Origin of the sequence: Shewanella indica (genome assembly GCF_033842865.1) — a bacterium.
GTDB classification, from domain to species: domain Bacteria; phylum Pseudomonadota; class Gammaproteobacteria; order Enterobacterales; family Shewanellaceae; genus Shewanella; species Shewanella indica.
Genome location: NZ_JAWXXR010000001.1, coordinates 1550599 through 1565000, shown reverse-complemented (window position 1 = coordinate 1565000; position 14402 = coordinate 1550599). Strand labels below are relative to the sequence as shown.

Genomic DNA, 14402 nt, shown 5'->3' with positions numbered 1-14402 from the left:
AATGTTACCGCTCGACTTGCATGTGTTAGGCCTGCCGCCAGCGTTCAATCTGAGCCATGATCAAACTCTTCAATTAAAGTTTTGGTTGAACCCGAAGGTTCTGCTCAATGAATTCTGTTCGTATGAACACTCTTCATCGAGTTAAATCGTTTTGTCGATTTCTCAATGCCTGTGAGTGTCCACACAGATTTGCTTGTTTATCTTGTTAAAGAGCAATCCCTTAGACGCTGTGGTCATCGGGTCAGGGCTGCGTATTTTACGCTTTCCTGCTGCGGCGTCAAGAGGTATTTACCATCTTTTTTCGCCTGTCGTTGAAAGGACTCAAAAGCCTCTTTTCTTCGACCCTGTCACGTCTTTCGCGTTGCCGCTGTGCCGTGTCAGTGGGAGCGCATTATAGGGAGCCTGAACTTTTGTGCAAGGGCTTTTTAAAAGAAAACTGCTATTTTTGGCTTACTTGCTGAGAATTTGTCCTGACCTGCCACTTTTTAATCTTTATAATGGCGAAAACCATTCATTTAAGGACTTTTTATGGCCAATTCTCTCAGATCTTACCAAGGTACCAAGCCAAAGTTGGCCGAAGGCGTCTATGTTGATGAAGCTGCGGTTCTGGTAGGTGACATCTTTTTGGATCAGCACGCCAGCGTTTGGCCCATGGTGGCTGCCCGGGGTGACGTCAATCATATTCGCATCGGCAAACGCAGCAGTGTTCAGGATGGCACAGTCCTGCATGTTAGCCGTAAGTCTCCGGCCAACCCCGAAGGACACCCGCTGCTCATCGGCGATGATGTCACCATAGGGCACAAAGCCATGCTTCACGGTTGCAAGGTAGGTAATCGAGTATTAGTTGGCATGGGAGCCATTATTTTGGATGGCGTCATCATCGAAGACGATGTGATTTTAGGTGCAGGTTCCTTGGTGCCTCCCGGTAAGGTACTAAAGAGTGGCTTTCTCTATATAGGCAGCCCGGCCAAACAAGCCCGCCCCTTGACCGAGGCCGAACGCCAATTTCTGCCACAATCGGCAGACAACTATGTCCGCCTTAAAGATGAGTACCTGGCCGAGCAAAGTAGTACTGACTAAGAAAGTTATACTGACTCAGGTAACTCTATCTCACCTGACTCATTGAAGCATTCCTGCTCAATCAGCGCCTCGGCTTCATCTTCGAAGTCGAAGCGCCACTGTTCAAACAGGCTCAGGATCTCTTGCTCTTCGAGAACAACCTTGCCACTTATTTGCTGCATACGTTGTAAGCCAACATAACAAGGAATATTGACCCCTTGCTGCTGGGCCATAAACTTGAGCCTGTTTGATTCGGCTTGCCACTGACACAAGTCGCTGAAGATGATCCCCTGATTCATGAGGCCTCTCCTTTTAATTCTTGCCGCAGACTCTCGAGTACAGGCTCAACTTTGGGCATGACACCTCGCCATAAATAGAAACTTCTAGCCGCCTGTCCCACCAACATTCCTAACCCATCCAGTGTTTTTGCCGCCCCTTGCTCGGCAGCCCAGCAATTGAACGCGGTTGTTTGTGCCGAATACATCATGTCGTAGCAATAGCTATGATTGGCAACCACGGTTACGGGAATATCCGGCAACTCACCATGTAAACTGGCTGAGGTGGAATTGATAATGAGATCATAACCCTCATAGAGTTCATTTCGCCTCAACGCCTGTAATTGCTGTGGCGCAATAGCCGCCAGCACCTCGGCCTTACTGTATGTTCTATTATAGATATCAATATGGCCGACACCGGCCGCCAACAGAGAAAGCAGACAACCCCTGGCAGCCCCACCAGCGCCGAGCAGCAAGACCTTTTTATCCTTCAGTATCAGGTAACGACTGAGATCGGCCACCAAGCCGTAGCCATCGGTATTGTCACCCCGAATTCTGCCATCATCCAGTTTAATCAGGGTATTCACTGCGGCGGCGGTTTCAGCTTCCTGACTCAACTCATCACAGAGTTGAAAGGCTTGTTCCTTGAAAGGCACAGTGACATTGGCGCCCATCCCCCCGGCAGCAAAAAAAGCCGTGACACTGCCGCTGAAGTCATCGATTGGCGCCAGAATCGCTTGATAGCTTAGGTTTTGCCCAGTCTGAACGGCAAAAGCTGCATGGATAGCGGGTGATTTACTGTGTTGAATGGGATTGCCAAAGACGGCATAGCTGTCGGTCATCTGTGCTCCAGAGCAATGGAAGATGTATCAGTCTACTCAGCGGCCCAAGGCCAGGCAAGGCTGCCGACCTATGGGGTTTTCAGTGTATACTGGCGCCAAAATCGACAACAAGATTCAACACAAAATGAACTGGCTAAAGAAAATTCTCAATCGTAAACCCGAGGCCGAGCGGGACCCCACTCAGTCCAACGCCTATGATCTGATTGGCGGCGACGAAACGATACGCGCCATAGCCAAGAGCTTTTATCAGCAAATGCAAACGCGGCCGGATACTCAGGAACTTTTGTCCATACATCAGGCTCCGCTGACACAATCGGAACAGAAGTTATATGAATTTCTCAGTGGTTGGTTGGGAGGGCCTCAGCTGTATCAAGCCAAATATGGCCACCCGGCGCTTAGAGCCAGACATATGCCGTTTGCCGTTGATGAAAGAATGCGTGATCAGTGGCTGTTATGTATGAGGGCCTCACTGGAGGCCAATCTGAAGGATCCCGAACACAGAAAGGTGATTTTCAATGCTATCGCTCAGTTAGCAGACCATATGCGTAACCAATAAGCCAAAGAAAGGCTTATTGGTTACCCTTACTAACTATTCGGTGAGCCAATCCCTGGGATGTAAAAAGTCACTGTAGAGCCTTGCTTCGGCAGAGCCGGCTTCGGGTTCATAGGCGTATTGCCAGCGAACCAAGGGCGGCATCGACATGAGTATTGACTCGGTTCGGCCGCCGGTTTGCAGCCCAAATAGAGTTCCTCTGTCATAGACCAGATTGAACTCTACATAGCGACCACGGCGATACAGTTGGAACTCACGTTCACGCTCGCCATATTCGGTATCCTTACGCCGCTCAACAATGGGGGCATAGGCAGATAAGAAGCCATTTCCAACAGCCTTCATGAAAGCAAAGCACTGCTCAAAGCCACCTTCATTGAGGTCATCGAAGAAGAGGCCACCGACACCGCGAGTTTCGTTTCTGTGTGGCAGGAAGAAATACTCATCGCACCATTTTTTGTACTTGGGGTATACCGCTTCGCCGAAAGGCTCGCAAATCGCTTTGGCTTGCTGATGCCATTCGCGTACGTCCTCAAGGAAGGGGTAATAGGGAGTCAGGTCGAAGCCACCACCAAACCACCAGACGGGATCGGCACCTTCTTTGCGGGCAATAAAGAAGCGCACATTGGCATGGGTAGTAGGAATATAGGGATTACGCGGATGGATAACCAGTGAAACCCCCATAGCTTCAAAACTTCGTCCGGCCAACTCAGGCCTGTGTGCCGTTGCCGAGGCAGGCATGGCCGCGCCTTCTACATGGGAGAAGTTCACCCCGGCCTGTTCAAACACGTCACCGCCGTTAAGTACCTTACTGATACCGCCACCGCCCTCGGCCCGTTTCCAGGCATCGGTAGTAAACTCAGCTTTGCCGTCCAGTCGTTCCAGTCCTTCACAAATCTGTTGTTGCAGTTGCATCAAGAATGCTTTTACCTGGTGAGAATCAGGTGCCGTCATGCTCGCTCCTTCTTGCTTGGAATTATTAGCCATTACGCAGGATCTGGCCGCTGCGAATATCTATGATGGTGGAAGGTTGGCGCTGCTGCCCCAACTCTCCTTCGATAAGGGCATCTATCTGCCCGGCAAACGTTGTTTCAATATCATTCACTGTCAGAGCCGGCGACTCACCCGCCAAGTTGGCACTGGTGGATACCAGCGGCTTGCCCAAGGTATCACACAACTCCCGAACAACCGGATGGGCCGACACCCTGACGGCAATAGAATCAAAATGACCACAAAGCAGTTGGCTCATTCCCTGACGCACCGGCATAACAAAGGTAAAAGGTCCGGGCCATTTGGCAAACGCCTGCTGCAGTTGTTCATCACTCAGTTGAGACTCGTCCAGATAGGGTTGCAACTGCCGATAGTCACTGGCAACCATGATAAGCCCCTTGTGCCAGGGACGCTGTTTGATGTCGAGAATTCGGGAAACGGCGGCTTCATTATCGGGATCGCATCCCAAACCATAAACAGCTTCGGTGGGATACGCTATGACCCCTCCATCCAGAAGCAGTTGCTTACTCCTGGCGGCGAGCAAGTGCAGCATTGAGAGTACCTTTTATAGAGACAAAGACGGCTGAGCGCCCTCGGCGACAGCGGAGGTGATTATAGTCACATATTGAGCCGGATCACAGAGTTCGCTTGTACTTACATTCCTTACGGGGACATTCCAGTCTGTCGCCGGCAGCGCCCTTGCGCTCTACCAGAATACCGAAACCGCATTCAGGACAAGCCTCTGCCCGAGGAGGAAAATTCACCAGAAACTTGCACTTGGGGTAGTTGCTGCAGGCATAGAAGCTCTTGCCGAACTTACTGGTTCTATGCTCAAGCACTCCGCTATTACACTGAGGACAAGGCACTTTTTCAGCCTCTTCCTGCTGGTCGTGTCGCTCGATATGGGTGCATTGCGGATACTGGGTACAACCAATAAAAATACCAAAGCGCCCCGACTTGACCGCCAACTCGTGACCACACTGGGGACACTCGGAGCCGGGAATAGGCTGAGAGTCGATGGATTCGTGCTGCACCAAAGGCCGGGTGTAATCGCACGCTGGATAATTATTACAGCCAATGAAGCCACCATGCTTACTGTGGCGCACGGAGAGCTCACTGCCGCACTTGGGACAAAGTTCATATTCTTTTTCGAGCGCGTGCGCCCGAGCATTGAACAACTGCTGGTCTATCTTGGCCATGACACATCTCGCTGTTAAAAGAGTTAGGCGAACATTTTACCAGCGCCACACGGATAAAGGGAGTCGAGTTGATGACCACACTCACTGAAAGACTCAGCCGGCAAGAACAGATAGTGAAATAGCCTTCACTTCAGGAAAAAGTTACATAGGTTGGAAACTGTCGTGGTCTTTTTCAGAAAGGCTTATCGCTCTCTTTTGCGGAATGATAAAAATTGAAGTATTCAGACAATGGGGAAATGAAGATAACTGCAGCCAAAAAGATTGCCCAACTTTCTGAGAATATCCTGAAAGCGAATTGAATTGATACCGGCCAAGACAGGCAATAACGGCACATATATCTTGCAGCTGCTCTTTTTGCTCAAGAATCTCAGCACATCTCGTTTGGTGCCAGAGCGATATAAAACCACTTCACATTAGCCATACTATCCGTGCTGAGATTGTCGAATGTAAACTGCCGTTCAGGAGTGTAATCGACCTTCTTCTGGTTGCTCGAAGATAAGATCTTCCATCTGCTCATAGGCAGACTCATTACCGGGCGCATTAAACAATACCATCAGAATCACCCACTTGAGGTCTTCCAACACCATAGCTGGCTCGTCCAATTCCATCACCCTATCGATAACCATTTCCCGGGTTTGCACATTCAATACCCGAATCTGCTCCAGGAACAATAGGAAACCACGGCACTCGACGTCCAGTTTCTCCATTTCATCTTTGGTGTAGATGCGGAAGGAATGTTGAGTATGCCCTCTAAGGTAGGGAGTATCGCTCTCCTGCAGTTCGGCCAACCGCTCAAGCCAGGAAAGCGCCTTGATGATTTCGGACTGATGGAAACCGGCACGGGTGAGTTCTTTGGTCAACTCATCTTCGTCGACCAACATTTCAACTTCACTATGAACATAGTTTTCAAACAGATACATGAGGATATCAAACATGGCTATTTCCTCTTAAGTCTAACGTAACCACCGGGTACTGCGGCAACCCAACCTTGCAACTCAAGTTCAAGCAATTGTTCCAACACCAGATCCAACGTTATTCCACTATGCTCAACCACCACATCCAAAGGTGTGGTCTCATAATCTACACTAGCTAACAGCGTTTTAAATGGCAACTCAGAGTTCTCACTTGGTTTTATATGGTGACTCTTGCGCAAGTCTTCAAGGTGGCAGCTACATAAAGGCGCCAACTCTTCCACTATATCGGCCACCGACTCCACAAGTTTTGCCCCATTACGAATTAAATCGTGGCATCCCTGGTGTTCATCGCCCATAACTGAACCTGGAACTGCAAAAACCTCTCGACCTTGCTCTGATGCCAGGCGAGCACTGATCAGTGAACCACTGCGCCGACGAGCTTCTACCACCAAGGTTCCCATTGCAAGGCCGCTGATTATACGGTTTCGTTTGGGAAAATTCCCGGGAAATACACCGACGGAGGGCCAAAGTTCACTGATAACTGCACCATGTACTTGAATATCATCATAAAGAACCCTATGCCTTCGAGGGTAAATTTCGTCAATTCCGGTACCTAGTACCGCAATGGTTTTGCCGGTTGCCGATAAGGCTCCCCGGTGAGCTGCGCCATCTATGCCGGCAGCCATACCACTGCATACGCTGATGTTCAAGGCATCCAGTTCGGCGCCCCACTGCCAGGCAAGCGACAAACCGGCGCGGCTGGCATCTCGGCTGCCGACCATGGCCAGCGCGGGTTGCAGCAGGGTTTCAACCTGTCCTTTGACGAACAAAATCGGAGGAAAGTCAGGAATATGTTTCAAGAGAGGCGGATAAAAAGGATCGTCAGGACAGATTAGATATCTGCCCTCTGCACCCTGCTGCCATTGCAAGGCTTGGTCAACTTTTTCAGGAGCCAACTCCAAGCGTTGGAGCTGTGTCTGGTTTATTGGCAAAGACTGGGGTTCATGTTCCAGCCTCTGTCTCAACTCAGCCACATCCATGTGCAAGAGTAATTGCCTTATCCGGAGGGGTCCCAGTCCAGATACCGCAGCGACAACCAGCCAATCAACCAGACTATTATGCGTCATTCACCTTTCAATAATGTGTCAGGCCTGACCAAAAGATCATCTACCCTGACAGGGCTTTCATTCACCATGATGAGCCCGAGAGCTGTTTTGTCGAATACCTTGAACACCATTACCTGACCGCGATAGAGGTCGGGCAGTTTAACGGCATTGTCTGAGCCCATCTTGGCCATCAAGTTGTCGTAAGCGGAGCGTTCGGTCGGCGGTACCGGGATACCCTCGCCGTTGATCACCACCTCGGCACCGTCCTTATAGATAGAGAACACATCGCCGGGCTCAACACCTTCACGGTTGCCCCGGTCCAGATAAAACACATCCAGTTTACCCATGGCGCGAATTTTACGTTCAGATGCCAACACCTTGGCGCCCTCTAAATCACTGGCCTTGGGAATAAAGTAGGCTGACAATAAGGAGTCATCCTCTATCGCCAACACTCTGAAACCGGCTTTGGTTTCACGGAAATTGTTAAGCAGCTTCACCTTGGAAATTTCACCCGATTCCACCACTCGGCCGCTGGCACTGAGGATCACTTCCTGACCCAGCAACTCGCCGCTTTCCTTATTGGTAAATTCGCGCCCGGGCTGATACATCCCGACCTTATCGCCCTGTGGCAGATTGGCCTGGATATAAATAATGTCGTCCATCACATGGTGACGGGAATCTCTTTCCCCCCCAGCACCATAGGTTGTTCCTTGAACCACTCAGGGTCGACCACCCGGTTCTGCACCAGATAGGGCTGGATCAAAGCCAAATCCACCGTGGGAATGGCGCCACCTTTGGGCTGAGCTCTTCCGGCGGGAGTCTTGCGAACATGAGGTTTATTGACCAATCTGGGTTCACCATCAATAAACACCAGCGTCAATCGATCGCCGGGATAAATAAGGTGTGGATTGGCTATCTGGGGATTGGCGCCCCAAAGTTTGGGCCAGCGCCAGGGGTCTTTGAGAAACAGTGCCGATATATCCCAAAGGGTATCGCCTTTCTTGACCACATAAGTATCAGGATGACCGGGTTTTAATGTCAGGGTATCTGCTGCAACGAAGGTGCAATTAAATGTCAGTAACGCGAGTAAAATTAACCGTTTCATGGGGGCTTCCATGTTGTCTGGCTCATTAGTAAGAGCTTTTGCTGTTATTGATAGCCGCTAAGGATTAAAATTAACGCAATAGCACAAGTCAGTATAACCAACTGGCACGGATTTGACAGACTTGTTAAGAGTTTATCTATGACCATGTTAAAAGTATTACGATTCCCCGACGAGAGATTACGCACGATTGCCCAGCCCGTGACAGAATTTGATTCTGCGCTGCAGACGCAAATCGATAATATGTTCGAGACCATGTACGAAGAAAAGGGTATTGGTCTGGCCGCAACTCAAGTCGATTTTCATAAGCAACTGATAGTGATGGACTTACAGGATGACGTTGAACGTCCAAAAGTCTTTATCAACCCCCAAATTATCAGTGCCAGCGGTGACTTCTGTAATGAAGAAGGTTGTCTGTCTGTACCCGGTATTTATGCCAAGGTGGACAGAGCCGAATTTATTACCGTGACGGCACTCGACCGAGATGGCAATGAATTTACTATTGAAGCAGACGGCTTATTTGCCATCTGTATTCAGCATGAGATGGATCATCTAAAGGGCAAGCTTTTCGTTGATTATCTGTCACCACTGAAACGTCAGCGGATCAGACAAAAGCTGGAAAAAGCGGCACGTCAGGAAGCGAAAGCCTGAATCAATCCCGAATAATTAGGATCTATTTTGAAACCACTGAAGATCATTTTTGCCGGTACTCCGGACTTTGCAGCGCGCCACCTGCAGGCGCTGCTGGACTCAGAGCATCAAGTCATCGCCGTCTATACCCGAGTGGACAAACCCGCCGGAAGAGGCCATAAACTCACCCCCAGCCCGGTCAAGGCGCTGGCGCTGGAACACGATATTCCCGTCTATCAGCCCAAATCACTGCGCAATGAAGAAGCCCAGCAGGAGTTGGCCGCTCTGGGAGCCGATATCATGGTGGTGGTCGCCTATGGCCTGATCCTGCCATTGGCAGTGTTGCAGGCTCCCCGCCTGGGATGCATCAATGTTCACGGCTCCATTCTGCCGCGCTGGCGCGGTGCGGCGCCTATCCAAAGGGCATTGTGGGCCGGGGACAAAGAAACCGGGGTCACCATAATGCAGATGGATGTCGGTTTGGATACCGGCGATATGCTGCTCAAGACCTCGCTGCCGATAGCCGATGACGACACTTCAGCAACCCTTTATGAAAAACTGGCCCAACAGGGACCGGAAGCACTGATCCAAGCTCTGCAAGGTCTGGCCGAAGGCAAACTCACCGCCGAGCCGCAGGATGAATCACTGGCCAACTACGCCGAAAAACTCAGTAAAGAGGAAGCCCGTATCGACTGGCATAAGGCTGCCCGCAATCTGTGGCAGGAGATCCGCGCCTTTAACCCATGGCCGGTGAGCTACTTTGAATGCCAGGGACAAAATATCAAGGTCTGGCAGGCTGAAGTGGAAGAGTCAGACGAGCAGTTTGAGCCGGGCACAGTGGTGCGTGCCGACAAGCGAGGATTAGCCATTGCCACTGCCGATGGCTTATTAGTATTGAAAAAGGCGCAACTGCCAGGGAAAAAACCGCTGGATATCGCAGATATTCTCAACGCCAGGGGCGAATGGTTCCAACCCGGTAAGAATTTGGCTCAAGCATCATGAGGCAGAATCTCAGAGCCCTTGCCGCCAAGGCCATCTTTCAGGTGCTGGAACGGGGCATGTCCCTCTCGGTTGCCCTGCCCGAACAACAGCAGCAGCTTCAAAGCGGCAAAGACAAGGCGCTTTTGGCCGAACTTTGCTACGGCGTAATGCGCACCCTGCCACAACTGGACAAGAGAGTCAGCGACTGCCTCAGTAAACAGTTCAAAGGGAAACAGCGTATCGTCCACCAGCTACTTCTTGTGGGTTGTTACCAATTGTATTTCACCCGGATACCGGCCCATGCAGCCACTTCGGAAACTGCCGAAGCCTGTCGTCAGCTGAAGTTTGAAAACCTGGTCAAGGTAGTCAACGGCGTTTTACGCAATATCCAGCGAGACAATAGTCCACTGGCCACAGATAACCCTGTGCTGGAACACAATACGCCCAACTGGATCCTCAAGGCGCTCAGTGCTGCCTATCCGGAAAACTGGCAACAAGTTGTGCAGCAGAGTCACCAGCGGCCGCCACTGTGGCTGCGCAACAACCGTTTATCCCAAAGTCGTGAGCAATATCTGCAACACTTGGCTGAAGCCGAAATTGCCGCCACTCCAGGTCAGGGGGAAGACAGTATATTGCTTGAGCAAGCCTGCGATGTCACCACTCTGCCCGGCTTTGGCGAAGGCTCAGTGTCTGTGCAGGATGGTGCTGCTCAATGGGCCGCCGCCCTGCTGGCACCGCAAGCGGGCGAAACCATTCTCGATGCCTGCGCCGCTCCGGGAGGCAAGAGTTGCCATCTGCTGGAGCTGTGTCCTGACATAGAACTGGTGGCGGTCGACAACGACAACAAACGGCTGCAGAGAGTTGCCGAGAACCTGCAAAGGTTGCAACTGAATGCCAAGTTGGTGCACGGCGATGCCGCAAATATTGCTTCATGGTGGCAGGGTAGCAAGTTTGATCGCATATTACTGGATGCCCCCTGCTCGGCTACCGGCGTTATTCGGCGCCATCCGGATATCATGTGGCTGCGTAAGCCACAGGATATTGAGGAGTTGGCCAAGGTGCAGCAACAGATATTGGATCACTGCTGGCAATGGTTGAAGCCAGGCGGTGTACTGTTATACGCCACCTGCTCTATCCTGCCACAGGAAAACCGCGATCAAGTTGTCGCCTTCCTGGAGCGTACGCCGGATGCCCGGCTCGAAGCTATCACTCAGGCAGACCAGACAGATGCGATAGGCTGGCAAATCTTGCCCGGACAGGACAATATGGACGGGTTTTATTACGCGCGAATCGTTAAGTCGAAACTTCAGGGATAAGACGAGGCCATGAAAATAATCATCTTGGGCGCAGGTCAGGTCGGTGGCACCCTTGCAGAAAACCTGGTGGGTGAAAACAACGATATCACCATAGTCGACAGTGACAGAAATCGCCTTAGGGCACTGCAAGACAAATATGACTTGCGGGTGGTTGTCGGTCACGGAGCCCACCCCGGCGTCTTGAAAGAAGCCGGCGCCGAAGATGCCGATATGCTGATCGCTGTAACCAACAGCGACGAATGCAACATGGCCGCCTGTCAAATTGCCTATACCCTGTTTGGCACACCAACCAAGATAGCCCGTATTCGCTCAGAGCAGTACTTGGGGATGCAGGATAAACTGTTTATCGACAGTGAAACCAAGAGTAATGAGCCTCGTACCCGGGGGGGGTTCATCATAGATGAGCTGATAGCTCCCGAGCAGTTAGTAACCGCTTACATACAACGCCTGGTAGATTATCCTGGGGCTTTACAGGTTCTGGAGTTCGCCGAAGGCAAACTGAGCCTGGTGGCTGTTCGCGCCTATTATGGTGGCCCCTTGGTGGGCAACGCGCTGGCAACGCTGCGCGAACACATGCCGAATATTGATACCCGGGTGGCGGCTATTTTCCGTCAGGGACGGCCGATTATGCCCAGGGGAACCACCATCATAGAAGCCGATGATGAAGTGTTCTTTGTCGCTGACAGTCGCCATGTACGGGCAGTGATGAGTGAGATGCAGAAGCTGGATAACAGCTACCGCAATATCATGATCGCCGGTGGCGGTAACATAGGTTTGGGACTGGCCAAGAAACTGCAGCGTAATCACTCGGTCAAGCTGATAGAACACCGTCAGGACAGAGCCGAAGCACTGTCAGAAAAGCTGGAAAATACCACGGTATTCTGCGGCGATGCTTCCGATCAGGAACTCTTGATGGAAGAGCATATAGATCAAACCGATGTGTTTATCGCCGTCACCAACGACGACGAGGCCAATATCATGTCGGCGCTGTTGGCCAAGCGCATGGGCGCCAAGAAAGTGATGGTGCTTATTCAGCGTGAAGCTTATGTCGATATCGTTCAGGAAGCCAATATCGATATCGCCATTTCGCCGCAGCAAGCCACTATCTCGGCCTTGCTGACCCATATCCGTCAAGGGGATATCTGTAACGTATACTCACTGCGTCGCGGTGCCGCCGAAGCGATTGAAGCCATAGCCCACGGTGACTCCAGCACCAGTAAAGTCGTAGGTAAACAGATAGGCGAAATCAAGCTGCCGCCTGGCACCACCATAGGTGCCATAGTCCGCGATGATGAAGTCTTAATGGCCCACGATAAAACAGTTATCGAACAGGGAGACCATGTCATTCTCTTTCTGGTGAACAAGAAGTTTATCGGTGAAGTGGAAAAACTATTCCAGCCGAGCGCGTTTTTCTTCTAAGGCTCTGGCCATGCTGAATTTTCGCCCACTGCTATTCATCCTAGGCCTGTTTTTATCCATGCTGACGGCCTTTATGTTTATTCCACTCTTCTTCGCTCTGTTTTACGGTGAAGAAACAGTGGCAGCCTTCATGGCATCGGCACTGGTCACAGGCACAATCTCCAGCCTTTGTATGCATAGGGGCCAGGGACAAAAACTCAATCTGAATATCCGCGACATGTTCCTGCTGACCAGTCTCACCTGGTTTATCGTCAGCCTATTCGCCGCCATGCCTTTTACCCTGTATCACGGTATTGGCTATACCGATGCCTTCTTTGAAACCATGTCGGGGATCACCACGACAGGATCCACAGTATTATCCGGCCTGGATAGCATGGATCACAGCATTCTCGTCTGGCGTTCGCTGTTGCAGTGGCTCGGTGGCATAGGCTTTATCGTGATGGCGGTGGCCATTCTGCCGTTTCTCAACGTGGGGGGAATGCGGCTATTTAGAACTGAATCCTCAGATTGGTCCGAGAAGGCCATCCCTCGCACCCAGAGCTTGGCCAAATACCTGTTTCTGGTTTATCTGGGACTGACAGTATGCTGCGGTTTGGCTTATCACCTGGCAGGGATGAACTGGTTTCAGGCGCTGAATCATGCCATGACCACACTCTCCACTGGAGGCTACTCGACTTCGGACAGTTCGATGGCGGCCTTTCCCGAAGCAGCGCACTGGGTCGGGGTGGTATTCATGGCTGCCGGCGGCCTGCCGCTGCTGATGTTTGTCCAAAGCCTGCAGCAACGTAGTATCAAGGTGTGGAATGATGCCCAAGTAAAAGGCTTTATTCTTTTTCTGCTGCTGGTGTCTTTCTCTCTGGCCTATTGGCTCTACAGCTCGCGGGAAATAGCTTTTATTGATGCCCTGCGGCTCTCGAGTTTTAACGTGGTTTCCGTGGTCACAACCACAGGCTATGGTCTGACTGACTACGGCAGTTGGGGGGCACTGGCAAATATCGCCTTTCTATTCCTGATGTTTGTCGGCAGCTGCTCAGGTTCAACCTCCGGCGGTATCAAGATATTCCGCTTCCAGATAGCCGGCGCCATCATGCGTGAACAATTGAAGCAGCAGTTTCATCCCAACGGTATTTTCCGCGAGCGCTACAACAACCGACCTATCAACGAAGAAATTGTGCGCTCCCTGGTGACCTTTGCGCTGCTGTTTATGCTGGTTATCGTGATGCTGACACTGGTGTTGGTGCTTTGTGGTCTGGATCCTATCACCAGCCTTTCCGGCGCAGTCACGGCAGTGACCAATGTCGGCCCAGGACTCGGCCCGGTTATTGGCCCTGCAGGCAACTTTTCCAGCTTGCCGGACTTGGCCAAATGGGCGCTGTCGATAGGCATGTTGCTGGGCCGCTTGGAGATCCTTACCGTTGCCGTATTGTTCCACCCCAGTTTCTGGAAGTACTGACAACCCCTCTATAGGTGAATATTATTCAACTGTAGATAATCGGCTTGTAAGACATACATACGTTTGACATCCGAGTATTGGCCGTTGATAAAGATCTCTTGTACCAAATGGCCTTCCTCTTTAAAACCGCACTTTTGATAGAGCTGCAACGCCTTGTCATTCTCCAGTGCCACATGCAGATAAACCTTGTATAGGTTAAGTATGGTAAAGGCGTAATTGAGCGCCTTGTTGACCATAGGTCTGGCATAGCCTCGCCCCTGAAACTCCGGCGCTATAATGATCTGAAACTCGGCGTTACGATGAATGTCATTGATCTCCACCAACTCAACCAGGCCTATAGTCTGCTGCTGAGCATTTTCTACGATAAAGCGTCGCTCCGTCTTGTCATGGATATGCTTGTTGTAGAGCTCTTCAAGCTCATCAAACGACTCATAGGGCTCTTCAAACCAATAAGCCATAATAATGCGATTGTTATTTAACTGATGAATAAATCTCAGGTCTGTTCTTTCCAGCGCCCGCAGGCGAATATCACCGTCATTCATGACACCTCCTAAAAGTCATACAAT

General features: G+C 51.0%; 15 protein-coding genes, 1 rRNA gene and 1 pseudogene (1 of these 17 running past the window's edge). 7 read left to right on the top strand and 10 right to left on the bottom strand.

The window, feature by feature from the left end; all coding sequences use genetic code 11:
* Positions 1–76: ribosomal RNA gene (locus SIL79_RS07290) — 16S ribosomal RNA — on the bottom strand (it extends 1469 nt beyond the left edge of the window).
* A gap of 452 nt (positions 77–528) precedes the next feature.
* Here SIL79_RS07290 and SIL79_RS07285 point away from each other — a divergent pair.
* Positions 529–1080: a gamma carbonic anhydrase family protein gene (locus tag SIL79_RS07285; protein ID WP_101096730.1), complete on the top strand. Its 552-nt coding sequence runs from the start codon at positions 529–531 to the stop codon at positions 1078–1080.
* A gap of 5 nt (positions 1081–1085) precedes the next feature.
* Here the strand turns inward: SIL79_RS07285 and SIL79_RS07280 are convergent, their stop codons facing one another.
* Positions 1086–1358 carry a DUF1488 family protein gene (locus SIL79_RS07280; RefSeq protein ID WP_101096729.1) on the bottom strand — a complete coding sequence of 91 codons (273 nt, stop codon included), beginning with the start codon at positions 1356–1358 and terminating at the stop codon, positions 1086–1088.
* Positions 1355–2176 (bottom strand): shikimate dehydrogenase, encoded by an 822-nt coding sequence (gene aroE, locus SIL79_RS07275; protein WP_319619096.1) that lies wholly within the window; start codon positions 2174–2176, stop codon positions 1355–1357. The genes SIL79_RS07280 and aroE overlap by 4 nt, the downstream gene beginning before the upstream one ends.
* 124 nt (positions 2177–2300) lie before the next feature.
* On the opposite strand from aroE, the gene SIL79_RS07270 reads away from it, so the two are divergent.
* Positions 2301–2732: a group II truncated hemoglobin gene (locus SIL79_RS07270; protein WP_319619962.1), complete on the top strand. Its 432-nt coding sequence runs from the start codon at positions 2301–2303 to the stop codon at positions 2730–2732.
* A gap of 33 nt (positions 2733–2765) precedes the next feature.
* On the opposite strand, the gene hemF is transcribed toward SIL79_RS07270, so the two are convergent.
* The 6 genes and pseudogenes from hemF to SIL79_RS07240 form a co-directional block, all read right to left on the bottom strand.
* Positions 2766–3680 carry an oxygen-dependent coproporphyrinogen oxidase gene (hemF, locus tag SIL79_RS07265; protein WP_071476708.1) on the bottom strand — a complete coding sequence of 305 codons (915 nt, stop codon included), beginning with the start codon at positions 3678–3680 and terminating at the stop codon, positions 2766–2768.
* Positions 3681–3705: 25 nt separating this feature from the next.
* Entirely contained in the window at positions 3706–4269 is a 564-nt protein-coding gene (locus tag SIL79_RS07260; protein WP_039035705.1) for an L-threonylcarbamoyladenylate synthase, read from the bottom strand.
* Between the two features lie 82 nt (positions 4270–4351).
* Entirely contained in the window at positions 4352–4915 is a 564-nt protein-coding gene (locus SIL79_RS07255; protein ID WP_025889805.1) for a DNA topoisomerase family protein, read from the bottom strand.
* A gap of 458 nt (positions 4916–5373) precedes the next feature.
* Positions 5374–5850 (bottom strand): DUF494 family protein, encoded by a 477-nt coding sequence (locus SIL79_RS07250; protein ID WP_025889803.1) that lies wholly within the window; start codon positions 5848–5850, stop codon positions 5374–5376.
* A gap of 2 nt (positions 5851–5852) precedes the next feature.
* A complete protein-coding gene (dprA, locus tag SIL79_RS07245) occupies positions 5853–6956 on the bottom strand; it encodes a DNA-processing protein DprA (RefSeq protein ID WP_452580132.1) in 1104 nt (367 codons plus the stop codon).
* A pseudogene (locus SIL79_RS07240) lies at positions 6953–8052 on the bottom strand (LysM peptidoglycan-binding domain-containing protein). Before SIL79_RS07240 ends, dprA begins: the two are co-directional and overlap by 4 nt.
* A gap of 126 nt (positions 8053–8178) precedes the next feature.
* Here SIL79_RS07240 and def point away from each other — a divergent pair.
* From def to SIL79_RS07215, 5 genes are read left to right on the top strand one after another with little or no spacing between them, the layout of a single operon-like run.
* On the top strand, positions 8179–8688 hold the full coding sequence (gene def / locus SIL79_RS07235) for a peptide deformylase (RefSeq protein ID WP_144362092.1): 510 nt from the start codon (positions 8179–8181) through the stop codon (positions 8686–8688).
* A 27-nt stretch (positions 8689–8715) separates the two neighbouring features.
* Positions 8716–9669 (top strand): methionyl-tRNA formyltransferase, encoded by a 954-nt coding sequence (gene fmt / locus SIL79_RS07230; RefSeq protein ID WP_319619095.1) that lies wholly within the window; start codon positions 8716–8718, stop codon positions 9667–9669.
* Positions 9666–10964 (top strand): 16S rRNA (cytosine(967)-C(5))-methyltransferase RsmB, encoded by a 1299-nt coding sequence (gene rsmB / locus SIL79_RS07225; protein ID WP_319619094.1) that lies wholly within the window; start codon positions 9666–9668, stop codon positions 10962–10964. Before fmt ends, rsmB begins: the two co-directional genes overlap by 4 nt.
* 9 nt (positions 10965–10973) lie before the next feature.
* A complete protein-coding gene (trkA, locus tag SIL79_RS07220) occupies positions 10974–12383 on the top strand; it encodes a Trk system potassium transporter TrkA (RefSeq protein ID WP_039035698.1) in 1410 nt (469 codons plus the stop codon).
* A 10-nt stretch (positions 12384–12393) separates the two neighbouring features.
* Positions 12394–13836, top strand: a complete 1443-nt coding sequence (locus tag SIL79_RS07215; RefSeq protein WP_039035697.1) for a TrkH family potassium uptake protein — start codon at positions 12394–12396, stop codon at positions 13834–13836.
* An 8-nt stretch (positions 13837–13844) separates the two neighbouring features.
* Here the strand turns inward: SIL79_RS07215 and speG are convergent, their stop codons facing one another.
* Positions 13845–14378: a spermidine N1-acetyltransferase gene (gene speG / locus SIL79_RS07210; protein WP_215773686.1), complete on the bottom strand. Its 534-nt coding sequence runs from the start codon at positions 14376–14378 to the stop codon at positions 13845–13847.
* Positions 14379–14402 lie beyond the last annotated feature (24 nt).

Excerpts from the sequence above, each read along its gene's own strand:
- SIL79_RS07285 (WP_101096730.1), top strand. The coding sequence starts at position 529 with ATGGCCAATTCTCTCAGATCTTACCAAGGTACCAAGCCAAAGTTGGCC.
- SIL79_RS07280 (WP_101096729.1), bottom strand. The coding sequence starts at position 1,358 with ATGAATCAGGGGATCATCTTCAGCGACTTGTGTCAGTGGCAAGCCGAA.
- aroE (WP_319619096.1), bottom strand. The coding sequence starts at position 2,176 with ATGACCGACAGCTATGCCGTCTTTGGCAATCCCATTCAACACAGTAAA.
- SIL79_RS07270 (WP_319619962.1), top strand. The coding sequence starts at position 2,301 with ATGAACTGGCTAAAGAAAATTCTCAATCGTAAACCCGAGGCCGAGCGG.
- hemF (WP_071476708.1), bottom strand. The coding sequence starts at position 3,680 with ATGACGGCACCTGATTCTCACCAGGTAAAAGCATTCTTGATGCAACTG.
- SIL79_RS07260 (WP_039035705.1), bottom strand. The coding sequence starts at position 4,269 with ATGCTGCACTTGCTCGCCGCCAGGAGTAAGCAACTGCTTCTGGATGGA.
- SIL79_RS07255 (WP_025889805.1), bottom strand. The coding sequence starts at position 4,915 with ATGGCCAAGATAGACCAGCAGTTGTTCAATGCTCGGGCGCACGCGCTC.
- SIL79_RS07250 (WP_025889803.1), bottom strand. The coding sequence starts at position 5,850 with ATGTTTGATATCCTCATGTATCTGTTTGAAAACTATGTTCATAGTGAA.
- dprA (WP_452580132.1), bottom strand. The coding sequence starts at position 6,956 with ATGACGCATAATAGTCTGGTTGATTGGCTGGTTGTCGCTGCGGTATCT.
- def (WP_144362092.1), top strand. The coding sequence starts at position 8,179 with ATGACCATGTTAAAAGTATTACGATTCCCCGACGAGAGATTACGCACG.
- rsmB (WP_319619094.1), top strand. The coding sequence starts at position 9,666 with ATGAGGCAGAATCTCAGAGCCCTTGCCGCCAAGGCCATCTTTCAGGTG.
- trkA (WP_039035698.1), top strand. The coding sequence starts at position 10,974 with ATGAAAATAATCATCTTGGGCGCAGGTCAGGTCGGTGGCACCCTTGCA.
- SIL79_RS07215 (WP_039035697.1), top strand. The coding sequence starts at position 12,394 with ATGCTGAATTTTCGCCCACTGCTATTCATCCTAGGCCTGTTTTTATCC.
- speG (WP_215773686.1), bottom strand. The coding sequence starts at position 14,378 with ATGAATGACGGTGATATTCGCCTGCGGGCGCTGGAAAGAACAGACCTG.